The organism is Methylobacterium nonmethylotrophicum (assembly GCF_004745635.1).
In the GTDB taxonomy this organism is placed as follows: Bacteria; Pseudomonadota; Alphaproteobacteria; order Rhizobiales; family Beijerinckiaceae; genus Methylobacterium; species Methylobacterium nonmethylotrophicum.
Map to the genome: position 1 here is coordinate 1 of NZ_SRLB01000069.1, position 10,645 is coordinate 10,645.

General features: G+C 61.7%; 12 protein-coding genes. 5 read left to right on the plus strand and 7 right to left on the minus strand.

Going from position 1 to position 10,645, the window contains the following annotated elements:
- Window positions 1-397: 397 nt before the first annotated feature.
- Both EU555_RS35375 and EU555_RS35380 read right to left on the minus strand, forming a co-directional pair.
- Window positions 398-877, minus strand: a complete 480-nt coding sequence (locus tag EU555_RS35375) for a hypothetical protein (protein ID WP_135420000.1) — start codon at window positions 875-877, stop codon at window positions 398-400.
- Window positions 877-1,521: a ParA family protein gene (locus EU555_RS35380; protein WP_135420002.1), complete on the minus strand. Its 645-nt coding sequence runs from the start codon at window positions 1,519-1,521 to the stop codon at window positions 877-879. The genes EU555_RS35375 and EU555_RS35380 overlap by 1 nt, the downstream gene beginning before the upstream one ends.
- Before the next feature lie 1,377 nt (window positions 1,522-2,898).
- Between EU555_RS35380 and EU555_RS35385 the strand changes: the two genes are divergently transcribed.
- The 4 genes from EU555_RS35385 (at window position 2,899) to EU555_RS35395 (ending at window position 6,541) form a co-directional block, all read left to right on the plus strand.
- Window positions 2,899-4,566: a hypothetical protein gene (locus tag EU555_RS35385; protein WP_135420004.1), complete on the plus strand. Its 1,668-nt coding sequence runs from the start codon at window positions 2,899-2,901 to the stop codon at window positions 4,564-4,566.
- Between the two features lie 776 nt (window positions 4,567-5,342).
- Window positions 5,343-5,498, plus strand: a complete 156-nt coding sequence (locus tag EU555_RS36580) for a hypothetical protein (RefSeq protein ID WP_167858771.1) — start codon at window positions 5,343-5,345, stop codon at window positions 5,496-5,498.
- On the plus strand, window positions 5,491-6,048 hold the full coding sequence (locus EU555_RS35390) for a hypothetical protein (RefSeq protein ID WP_135420006.1): 558 nt from the start codon (window positions 5,491-5,493) through the stop codon (window positions 6,046-6,048). Before EU555_RS36580 ends, EU555_RS35390 begins: the two co-directional genes overlap by 8 nt.
- 1 nt (window position 6,049) lies before the next feature.
- Window positions 6,050-6,541 (plus strand): hypothetical protein, encoded by a 492-nt coding sequence (locus tag EU555_RS35395; protein ID WP_135420008.1) that lies wholly within the window; start codon window positions 6,050-6,052, stop codon window positions 6,539-6,541.
- On the opposite strand, the gene EU555_RS37800 is transcribed toward EU555_RS35395, so the two are convergent.
- The 3 genes from EU555_RS37800 to EU555_RS35410 form a co-directional block, all read right to left on the minus strand.
- Window positions 6,538-6,837 carry a polyhydroxyalkanoate synthesis regulator DNA-binding domain-containing protein gene (locus EU555_RS37800; RefSeq protein WP_135420010.1) on the minus strand — a complete coding sequence of 100 codons (300 nt, stop codon included), beginning with the start codon at window positions 6,835-6,837 and terminating at the stop codon, window positions 6,538-6,540. The two genes, EU555_RS35395 and EU555_RS37800, sit on opposite strands and share 4 nt — an antisense overlap.
- 554 nt (window positions 6,838-7,391) lie before the next feature.
- Window positions 7,392-8,027 carry a recombinase family protein gene (locus EU555_RS35405; protein WP_135420012.1) on the minus strand — a complete coding sequence of 212 codons (636 nt, stop codon included), beginning with the start codon at window positions 8,025-8,027 and terminating at the stop codon, window positions 7,392-7,394.
- A 386-nt stretch (window positions 8,028-8,413) separates the two neighbouring features.
- Entirely contained in the window at window positions 8,414-8,611 is a 198-nt protein-coding gene (locus EU555_RS35410) for a hypothetical protein (protein WP_135420014.1), read from the minus strand.
- Between the two features lie 228 nt (window positions 8,612-8,839).
- Here EU555_RS35410 and EU555_RS35415 point away from each other — a divergent pair, with 228 nt between their 5' ends.
- Window positions 8,840-9,220 carry a hypothetical protein gene (locus EU555_RS35415; RefSeq protein ID WP_135420016.1) on the plus strand — a complete coding sequence of 127 codons (381 nt, stop codon included), beginning with the start codon at window positions 8,840-8,842 and terminating at the stop codon, window positions 9,218-9,220.
- 37 nt (window positions 9,221-9,257) lie between these two features.
- On the opposite strand, the gene EU555_RS35420 is transcribed toward EU555_RS35415, so the two are convergent.
- Entirely contained in the window at window positions 9,258-9,791 is a 534-nt protein-coding gene (locus tag EU555_RS35420; RefSeq protein WP_135420018.1) for a hypothetical protein, read from the minus strand.
- A gap of 34 nt (window positions 9,792-9,825) precedes the next feature.
- Window positions 9,826-10,479: a hypothetical protein gene (locus EU555_RS35425; RefSeq protein WP_135420020.1), complete on the minus strand. Its 654-nt coding sequence runs from the start codon at window positions 10,477-10,479 to the stop codon at window positions 9,826-9,828.
- Window positions 10,480-10,645 lie beyond the last annotated feature (166 nt).

Consider the following 10,645-nt stretch of genomic DNA (forward strand, 5'->3'; position numbering starts at 1 on the left):
CGCCGGCAAGCGCTCCGTTCACCAAGGCAAAGCTCACCCGTCTCCGGAATTGGCGGTTCCGGATTGACTCTCGTCACGATGTCGGGGAGGATCCGAGTTGCGACTTTGGATCCGGGCCCCTCGCGGGCTCCAGACCCCTGCCAGCCGGCAAGCTGGTGGGGGTCTCGCTTTTCAGGGTCTCAAACTGCGGCGGCGACTTCTCCAATGGGTGCGACTCGGATGAGGCACACCATCAGGTAGCGTGCTCCGACATAGCTTCTCGTGTCAATGCGCGCTCGGTCGGAATGTACGCTTCGGCGACAAGCTAGTCCTTTCCGAATTTGCGTGCGTGCATGCACATTTAGCTTGTTAGCCTCATAAGGCTATAGCCTCACAGAGCTGTAAGACTAAGGCATCGCTACTCTTCGGCGCCGCCATTCAGAGCGTCAAAATCGAGCTTGTGCCGGGCGAAATAGATGCGCAGAGCGTCATCGATGACGCGATGGGGGCGCACCCCCTGCTGAGCGGCGAGGGTGTTGAGCGCACGGCGGGCGGCGTCAGTCAGGTAGATAGAACTCGATTTCTTCTCGACCCCGCTCGCCGGAGGCTTGGCCTTAGGCTTGGCCTTCGCGCCCCGCTTGGTCGTGAGCGGACGTGCGCGCCGCGGCGGCTCTACATCAGCCTTAAGAGGCTCTAAGGCTGTAGCCTTATCAGGCTTCGAGCTTTCAGCCTTTTGAGGCTTTGAGGCTATAAGGCTTTCAACGTGTGAGGCTTTAGCCTCATCAGGCTTCGAGCTTTCAGGCTCGTAAGGCTTTTCAACCTTGCGGTCGCGTACCCGCTCGGCCTCATCCGTCATAGCCTGCAAGCGGCTCTTGAGCATGTCCTGCCGCGACGCCATCACACCGGTTCTCCCATTCGCTCGTTGAGCCAAGCCCAGAGGGCGCGTACCTCATCGGCCGCAGTGCCCTTGGGTCGATATTCTGTGACGCCGAGCCCCATCAGCATCGCGTCCTGATGGTCAGTCCTCAGTCCGATCCAACCCGGGAACAAGCGCCCCATCAGCAGCAGCTCGGGAGCCAGTTCCTCCGCTCGCTGAGCAGCGTTCGCCTGCACCTGCGAAAAGACGAACGCGAACGGCACAAGCGCGGCGCTCAACTCACGTGCCGTCGCCTGAACGGCGTCTGCGTCCAGAACTGTCGGCCGGACGGGTAGTAGGGTCAGATCGGCCGCTGCCATACCATAGCGGGCGCTTTCATCCGCGATACCGGGCGTGTCGATCAACGCGAGCGTGGTGGGCTCGTGAGCATGGATTTTCTCAAGCAGGGAAGCGAGGCCGTCGCCATCCGTCGCCCGATAGATCACGCGAGCCTCGCGAGGTTCTTTCTCTCGCCGCTGCGTCCAGGCTCTCAGACTACCCTGCCGGTCCAGATCGATGACGACAACACCCTCACCGGCCTGCGCCGCGGCAACGGCTAGCGAGGCCGCGAGCGTCGTCTTGCCACTGCCGCCCTTCTGCGTCGCGAGGGTAAGCACTCTCGCCATTCATAGCCTCACAAGCTGATAGCCTGACAGCCTTGTAAGCTTGGAACCTCGTGAGGCTGTAGTCCTACAGGATGAGCGAGTCGGTGCACGGTGGCAAGCGCTCATAGCGGTATGAGGCTGTAGGCTTATGACGCTGTTATGAGGCCCGCCAGCGGCCGACAGCGGCTTCGGGCAGGTAGGGGTGCCCGCCGGGCCCGATCGGCGTCCTGAGGCTGCCCTATGACCGGGAATCGGCATCCGGGGATTGAGCCGCCCTGTCCTCACGACGTCGTCGCAGCGTCTCTATCACGTCACGCCCCCAGTGGACGTTGAGACGGCCGATGATCCGGAGACAACGGGCCTCCGATCGCAGGCGCCGCGCCTCGTCAATCGCGGCCTGCGCACGTTTAAACAGCGGGTCGGTCGTCCTGGCGCACATGATCGCGCAACGCCTGCCGCCAGCCTCAGATCCCGAGCGGCTGACGCGTAACATGGGTCAATGCCAAACAAGCGATGATGCGTTTCAATCGCGGATGGCCGGATCGAGGAAGCCAACTGCGCCAGGGTCGATCCGCGAAAGCCGCTGTCACAACCGCAAAACACCCGGCAGTGGGCCACCCGCTCGAAATCAACCGGATAATATCAGCTTGATTCCCCGCCTGGGCATCGTCCAGCAGCGGCATATTATGCTCTTGCTGGATGAAGGGTGCGACGCAAAAACCTCCGATCATTGTTCGGATGTTTATCGAGAGACAACATCCCCGGTTTCAAGGGGATAATATCACCTTGATTTCCGACAGCTCGGAGACGGCATCCCCGGGGGCGTGAGCCGGCTCGGCGTCGCAATCGGCTGCCTCTGCATCAATCAGAAGATCGACAAGTTGACGGAGGTGATCGGGGAGTTGTCCGCATTCCGGTACGGGGAGGTCACGCACTAACGCCTGAGCGACGCCCTGGTTTACGGCTTCGGGCCGGTCGTCGATACCACGGCGCATCGACGTCCCCGGGGCAGCTTCTGTCTGTAATCAAACATAGGACAACCTCGGCGGCCGAACAGGGGGATCGCGAATGATGGCGTGGGGACTGCCCCTATTCATGACCGCCGTCATAAAAGACCCGAATTTCCACCCCATTTCGGCAAATAGTCTACCAGAATCATAGACTTATCGGGACAATTAGGCCCGGCCGATTTGCCTGTCGCAGGGTTTCAATGTAATAGACACGATTGGGCCACCTATCGGTCGATAGGCAGCCTGGGATGACGCAATTCCGCGTCGTCTCGGATCACTAGGCGAGGGGGGTCACGATTGCAAGCGAAAACCACCACCGCCAAAATTGGGACGAATCCTCCGTGCCCGGGACCTGCCAGGGCTGAGCACGTGGGGACCGCAAACGCTTTTGACTATCCACACTCTTATCACTGCCATCAATCGTTCGCAAGCACGTGATTGGTCCGACCTATCACTTGACCTGCGTCAGAAGCTCTTCAGGGCGCTCGTCAAGATCGAGTCCCGCGATGCGATCGTCGATCCGGACGGGTCTCGCCTCGCCGGGTCGCTGACCCACACGCAGAAGGACCCTCGCCAGACCAGAGCCGGACAAGACCTCGACGCGGCTGCTGCCCGTGATGCGCTTGCGGTCATCGCGAAAAATCTCGCCGATGCCCCACCGTCGCAGATTGACCGCGTGCACGCCGACCTGATCTCGGCCGCCGAGAAGATCAAACCGAGCGCCTTCGCCCGTCGCAAGCGCGCATCCACCCTGTGTAACCTTCGCACGACCTGTCGCGCGCTCGTAGCCGCTCGCCGCGTCGATGGGACGGTGGAGGGAGAGGCGTGGCTCGGCACCTTGATCGATATCGAGGCCGAGCTGGGGGTGCACTACGGCAGCGCTGGCGAGCCTCGCCACGTCGACGCCCTGACGCTCGCCATGCCGCTCACCGTGAACGTGATCCTGGGGCGTGATGTCGTCGAGGCGCGGCTGTCCGATCGGATCGCAGCCTATGACGCACTCGTGCGAGACGAGCTGCTATCAGCCTACCAGGAGGGTCGTTCCCCGGTCATTCCGGAGACCGTGACCGGGACGATGATCGGCGCTCGTCACGCCGTCACGCACGCCGAGATCGCCGTCGTTCGTCCGCAGCGCCACGGTATCCGTACGTGCGACGCCGATGCCCGGGATGCCGAGTATGAGCGGAAGCACGGTCGCCCCCGTCGCCGCACGCACCGCAAGACCCGGCCCATCCCGGATAAGGCCACGCTCGCCCGGCTGCGCGAGAATGAAGCGCTTGAGAAGTTTTACCAGCGGCAGCCGCGGACGGTGAAGCGGTGGAGTGACGAGAAGCGAGCCGCCATGATCGCCGGCATGACCGCCGTCACGGGTGTCACGGGGTGTCACGCTTTGGCAGAAAGCCCTATACTCTATAGGGCGCTTGGACAAAACGTGACACCTGCCGTGACAGGCGTGACAGTCCTGACACGCGCGATGCGGCAGGCGCTGCGTGACCACTACCACGTCGGGGACGCGGCGATCCGGAAATGGCGCGAGCGCGGAACGCTCTCCGCTCGCATCGCCGGGCTCCCCTCGGCGATCGGTCTCGACATCGCGACCAGCACCGCAACCGCGCCCACCGCCGAGCCGGCCGACCAGGATGAGGGTGTGATCTCCGCCCTCGACCACGTGTCCGGTGCCGAGCCTCCGACCACGGTTGCGCCGACTAACCGCGAGAAGAACGTGATCCCTGTCGCGGCCTCCGTCGAGAATGTCGCGACGGCCGAGGACCCCGTGACCTTCCTCCGGTCAGATGCATCCGAGGTGGCGGGCGATTCCTCGGACCAGGGTGTGCGACTGCCGGCCAACAACGGGCCGTGTGCCGATCTCTCCTTCGTGGACCTGCCGGTGCCCTGCATCAAGCCGTTCGCCCTTGTGCCCGCCAACGACGAGGCCGACGTGAGGATGATGCCGAGCCGCGCGCGCAATCGCGAGGCCGAGACGTACGCCCGCTTGATCGCTGGTGCTCACGCCGCGGCCCTGGCGTTTGCCGAGCTGGACCACTGGCCGGCCTGAGCGGGAATCACCTAGCAGCTGATAGCATCAATGATCGACGGATTTGGCGAGACGGCCGGGACTATCTCGACCTCATCCCTGCTCGAAAAATCACCTTAATTGCCGGATGCCTCTCCTTGGAAATCGTAGACGAACCAGGGCGGCAAGATAAGATAATTCCTGGTAATTACCGGGGTCGATTTGACATCGTTCCGGTAATGTTCTATATATTGTGATAGCTGGAACCCTAGGGTTTCATCAGGATCACGATCCTGAATTTGACATCGTGAATAGCGTGCCGGACGCTGAAATCCGGTCCCCTCCCAGGCGGGGTTAAGCCAGGGCGCAGGGCGAGCTGTGTCTATATTCCGCCGGGATCTCTGCCATTCCGGATCTCATTACATACAGATTGGACAATGACTCATTCACAAGACACAGGACAGCGGGTTGTCGGCGTGACCATCCCTGTCCCGCTCGTCGACGCCGTCGATCGTGCCGCAGCCGCCGAGCTTTCGACCCGGGCGGCCTGGATCAGGCGCGCCGTTCTGGAGCGGCTGCGCGAGACTGGCGCGATCACGGATCACCGGACCAAGGCGCCGGCTGCATGATGGCCCCCTTGCCCGAGTCGTGCACCGCGCGATTGCCGCCCGGGACGAACGCCCATTTGGACATTGCCGCCGCCGCGCTCGGAAGCAGCCGATCGGCCCTCGCCCGCGGCGCAATCCTGAAACTTCTGGCGGATCTCGGCCGGACCGTGATCAAGCAGGAAGGTCGACGTCGTGGCCGATGAAAGACCGATGCTGATCGCATTCAGCGCATCTCCAGATCTCGCGCGACGCATCGAAGAGGAAGCTGCCAAGAGCGGTCTCTCCGTCGCAGAATATGTCAAGAGAGTCGTCCGCTGCGGCGTCGATCTCTACAGCCCGAAATCAATTTCACAAGCCAATGACTAACGAAACACCACCCACCACCGAGCCTAATCGTGCCGCTCTTGCGATGGCACGGCGAATCATCGAAATGGAAGTCGCTGCTTCCAAGCCGATTGACGGTGCGGCCGATCTCGTCGTTGAGATGATTGCGCAGCGGCTGCATGTCACCGAGGACGGGTCTATCCAGATCCTTCAGGATAGCGGACTTCCGATGTGGTCAGACTACATCACCGAGAAGCCGTTGACGGTCAGGGAATACATCGCAGACATCAAGCGCGACAGGGGGACATTGTTCCAGGCTGACGCGCCTCGCGGATCTATCACCGCGACATCGCCCACGCCGTCGAGCACCAGCCCGGTTGTCGAGATCCCGGCTGGCAATACGAAGCCGACTGTCACCAAATTGATGCGGCTCGCCAAAGACAATCCCGCCCTTCGCGAAAAGCTGATTGCCAATCCTAATGGGATCAAGACTTCGTCGACGCCGAGCATGACCGCTATGATGGCGGCTGCCAAGACTGGCGATACAAGCGCATACAACAATCTGATTTCTGGACTGCCGAGCAACCGCTGAAATGACCTACCGAATTACAGACGTTTCGCTTCCCGGTGGCTGGAAGCAACGCCAAGATCGCGCCCGGGAGAAAGCTCGGCTCTGGCAGGAGCGGATGAACGATCCCGATGTGCGGGAGCGCGACAGGCAGATTGCTGAGCAGCGGGAGGCCGCTCGAGAGGCCCGTGAACGCGAAATTGCCGAGAGGAACGATCGCGCGTCCTGTCCGTGCTGCCGGGCCGGATCGTTCAACCGTGCGGACTTGCGGAAGATGACGCGCCTGATGATCCGCGAGATGGGCTTCGACGCCGTTAGTGCGATCTTGAACGACGATCCGGCCGACCTGGTCAAAGTGCCCGTCGCTGGTGATCCGGTCCGCGCCGCGCTCGTGCAGGCTTTCGAGGATCATGACGAAAGCGAAAGTCTCGATCCTGCGCGCGATCCCGTTCCAGGCGGTCAGGAGCCGGCCCGTCGCGGTCGCGGTCGTCCGCCGAAGACCTCGACCATCATCTAATCCCGGAACCCGCTGGAGGCCCGCGACACGCCACCGTCGCCCGTCGCCTCGCGGTGCTCCCTCGCGGTGAAGATCCCCGCCGCGGGGGAGCTGCAATCCGGAATGATGGCAGCTGTTACGTCCTCGGCAGTCTCGGCGTCGATAACCGAGAAGGCAGCGCCCGTCGCGGCCAGCTCCCGAAGCCGTTCACCCGATACGTAACAGCGCGCATGCGTGTCATAGAAGCGACGAAGCGCATACCGCAACACGAGGATGGATGGCGGTTTTTCCGTTGATATCGCAGCACCTCTGTGCATGTACCACCCAAGCACAGATGTGCCCTTGCAATCAGATACTACCTATATCACCTCATTTAACAGCGATCTCTTGTGTCGACAATTCGATTTTTGGTATAGTTATACTAGCTCAAACAGCCTAGTCCGGCAGCTATTCTGACGCTGGGTTACGTTGACTACCTCGGCCGTTCTCCGGGGATAGTTCCGTGAGCGGGAACCGTCCTAGCAGACGATCATTGGCCCGGCAGTCACACCAGCCTGCCGCCCATCGGCCGCTCGGCTGGCGTCACAGGCGAGCCGGGTCTCCATAGACGGAGAGAACGCCCCGGCCCGCCGCTACTCAGTCGTCCAGGCGATGAGGCGACGGATCTGCACCGCGGTCCATCTGCCGCCACGGGCTGTCGGAATGCTGCGCCCGTTCAGGCCCGCGGCGAGGGCTTGCAACGTCGTCGCGCCACCTGCCCGTAATTCCGCGATGACGGGTGCCAGATCGGCGGCACGTTGTACCGCTCGCTCTCGCCGGGTACGGGCGCTGGTCTCCCGCCCCTTGGCTGCAAATCGATCAATCCCGGTTCTCATGCCGCCCATCGCAATAGGATGGCCTCAGCCTCGGCCGGGTCCGCCTCGATGCGGTAGATGGTCTGCCGGCTTAGGCCGGTGTCGCGGGCGATGGCAGCGACACCTACGCCCTGCGCGAGCTGGGCACGCACGGCGTCGAGCTGGGCTCGGGTGTAGCTGGGCTTACGGCCACGGTACGCATCGTCTCGCGCCTTGGCGTGCTCGATCCCGGCCCGCTGCGCCTCCTTGGTCGCCTCGGCCTGCGCCTGCGCCGTCGCGGCCATAAAGCCGATCAAGGCGTCGCGCACCGCCTGCTGCATCGGGTCCGTGGTGGCGCCGTCGAAGGTCAGATGGTTGATGACGGTCTTGATGACGACGCCGCGCTTCATCAGATCGCGGATCACGTCGCACACGTCGGCGTAGTCGCGGCCGAGCCGATCGACCCACCGGACCACGAGCACGTCACCGCGCCGGAGCATGTCGAACAGCCGGCGCCCTTGCGGCCGATCGGCGAGCCGGGTGCTGATGCCGCTCACGCCCTCGTCCGAGACCACAGCGTCGATCGCGAAGCCCGCAGCCTCGGCCTGGGTGCGCTGGTGGGCAGCGGTCTGCTCCGTGGTGCTCACGCGAGCGTAGAGGATCGTCTGTGACATGGTCGGATCGTCCGTTGATCTTATGTCCGTATAAATGCATGTCCATAGATCGGAATCAACCCGTACGGACAGCCTTTTCAACCCTCCCTCTCGAGTCCGCACAGGTATACCGTAGCGGACATGCTGCACTGCACAAATGACGACATCCGATCACTGGGGGCCCTGGCGCCCCGGCCTCGACGCGGCCGAGCTACTTGCCCGTCTGCGATCCATGCGCGCCCTCGCCAGGGTCTTGCTCGGCCCACGTGGCGATGATCTCGCCGGCCACCTCCACCATGCCGAGCACGATCCTGCCGCGCTTGTGCCTGCTCTCAAAGCTCTCGACCAGCTAGCGCCCCTCGACCGGAGGCGCTTGCTCGGATCGTATGCGCCGCTGCTAGGGTGACCTACAGCAAACCCTCTTGTCCTGGAAGATTGTCCTCGATCTCTTCCATTACGGCGTAAGTCGCTTCGAGCCAATCTTGAGCAGCTAGGGCGATCGTCCCCCCACGCTCGCGTAGTTCACCGATCGCCGTCGAGAATATCTGCAAAAACATCAGCCGCTCGTGGTCGTTCCACTTCCGATTAAGTCCAGCATCAAGCATCGGCGTCGCCTCCTACCAGTATGTTAATCTTGCGGTAGGTTTCGATCATCCGGTTTCATCTCCGCGAAGGTGAGTCAGAACGACGCGCCGCCATAGACGACGGACTGTCGAGGCGGGGCATGTCTCGGCCGATCATCGACAGGGGGGGTGTCTTTTTTTAGTGGACCAAGGCGGCCTGTGACAAACGACGAAGCAGAATAGACCACTAAAAGCGATTTCCTCGAAGTCTTGTTCCGCCAGAAGTATCATTACTTCTTCGTGTTCTGGCTTGAATTGCCGGATGCTGTAGCTTGGCTAGCTCCACCATTATTTGAGGGTGTAGTAGTACTTGTCGGCATGGACGATTTCACGGGGAATGCCGGGAACAAGCTGTCTCCAACGATGATACCGGGAACGACCCGACCTTGGGGTTTGGTCTCGCCCATCTGCTACTTCTTTCCACCCTGCGTTGATCCGTTGCCGGAAGACGATCCCGAGCCAGATGTGCCAGAGCTGGAAGATGGCGATGATGAACTTGGCGACGATATTCCGCCTGGCATTGGAGCATTCACCGGGAAGGTGGGGAAGATGCTCTTGCCCTCGCCGCTGAGAGCTGGCCGGGTCGTGTAGTTCCCTGGCATCACTGGTCGCGACGTGCTGCGCTCGGTCATTGCTGTGCCTCATCGGTGTATGTGAGAGCAAAATAGTCCCGCGCTTCCTGAGTTGCGAGTCTGAAAAGGCGGTCGCTTGGGGTGAATCCCTCCGGGAAGTATTTTCGCTCAGTTTCGAGGCGCAATTTGCGCAGTTTAGTACGACGCTTGGTGATAACCTCCTCAGAAATCTTATCAGCGTAAATTGTTTCCCATTCCTCTTCAGCATCAATCCATAAAAGCTCCAGCGCAACAGTTAGATCACTCGCAGCCTTGTGCTGCTTAGCGAAAGGAAATACATTTTTCAAAGCGTCGAGTAGCTGTGATCCAGCTATGATTGCGCTCCACACCAATGGATAATCTTTCCACACAACCCAACCGGCTATTCCGCCACTTGAACCAATGACTTTTATGATCTCAACACCTCTGACCCACCATCCCAATTCATTGCGATATAATCGCATATAGATGCTAGCGGCTTTCAACTGTTCCAATTCTCTCCAGTATAATAGCTGCTGTCTTTTAGAATTGTTTGCTTCTGACACCTGCACCCCCCGAGTCCTTGAATCTCGGTTCCGGATTTTCTCAGGAAGCACTCCCTCCTTCGATAGCCCTTCTCCATCTCTCCAATGCAGCGTCGAGGTTCGATTCCGGCGCCTTATCCCGTTTCTCGCCCATAATCATACGGCTTCCGCCTAGGGTTTGCTTTTGGGCGAGTTGTGGTGACGGCATGGCCCTGGGGGGCGCGACGTTCGCCGCTGGCGGGCGCGACGGCTCGGGACGTGCGATCGGCCGGCGAGCCGGCGCGGGCGTTCCACGGACCCTCCGAGCGGCGCCGTTGGCATGCGCGAAGATCGTCCCGTACTCGCTGCCGAACCGGAACAGGATCGGCCGGCGGTTCAGCCCCTCGGGCGTGCGCTGGTAGCGCCTACCGCTGACCGGCTCGATGCGATCGAGAAAACCGACTTCAACCAGGGTCGCGATAGCGCCGCGCACCCGGGCTTCGGTCAGGCCGAGGGCGGCATGATCGCAGAGGGCGCGCCTATCGATCGGAAATGACGCCACCAGCCGGCTTGGCACGCTCCAGAACCGGCCGAGGAACGTCGCAAGGGCGAAGCACGCCTCCCGATTGCGATAACCCGCCAGCGCAGTTTCCAGCCGGTCCTGCACGCCACGGGGGAGGCGGTACGGCCCCTCTGGTGCAGTCGGGACCCACGGCACCCGCCGCCGCGTGGTCATTCTGGTCGTCGTTCTCGTCACGGGCACGGTGCCCGGCATTGTGGCGTGCATCATCCGACCCTTTCGGGCCGCGGCAGATCGATCGGAGTCGCCGGCAAGCGCTCCGTTCACCAAGGCAAAGCTCACCCGTCTCCGGAATTGGCGGTTCCGGATTGACTCTCGTCAC

Coding starts and splice junctions, on each gene's coding strand:
- EU555_RS36580 (WP_167858771.1), top strand. CDS start 5,343: ATGCTGATCGCATTCAGCGCATCTCCAGATCTCGCGCGACGCATCGAA.
- EU555_RS35375 (WP_135420000.1), bottom strand. CDS start 877: ATGGCGTCGCGGCAGGACATGCTCAAGAGCCGCTTGCAGGCTATGACG.
- EU555_RS35425 (WP_135420020.1), bottom strand. CDS start 10,479: ATGACCACGCGGCGGCGGGTGCCGTGGGTCCCGACTGCACCAGAGGGG.
- EU555_RS35395 (WP_135420008.1), top strand. CDS start 6,050: ATGACCTACCGAATTACAGACGTTTCGCTTCCCGGTGGCTGGAAGCAA.
- EU555_RS37800 (WP_135420010.1), bottom strand. CDS start 6,837: ATGCACAGAGGTGCTGCGATATCAACGGAAAAACCGCCATCCATCCTC.
- EU555_RS35390 (WP_135420006.1), top strand. CDS start 5,491: ATGACTAACGAAACACCACCCACCACCGAGCCTAATCGTGCCGCTCTT.
- EU555_RS35405 (WP_135420012.1), bottom strand. CDS start 8,027: ATGTCACAGACGATCCTCTACGCTCGCGTGAGCACCACGGAGCAGACC.
- EU555_RS35380 (WP_135420002.1), bottom strand. CDS start 1,521: ATGGCGAGAGTGCTTACCCTCGCGACGCAGAAGGGCGGCAGTGGCAAG.
- EU555_RS35410 (WP_135420014.1), bottom strand. CDS start 8,611: ATGCTTGATGCTGGACTTAATCGGAAGTGGAACGACCACGAGCGGCTG.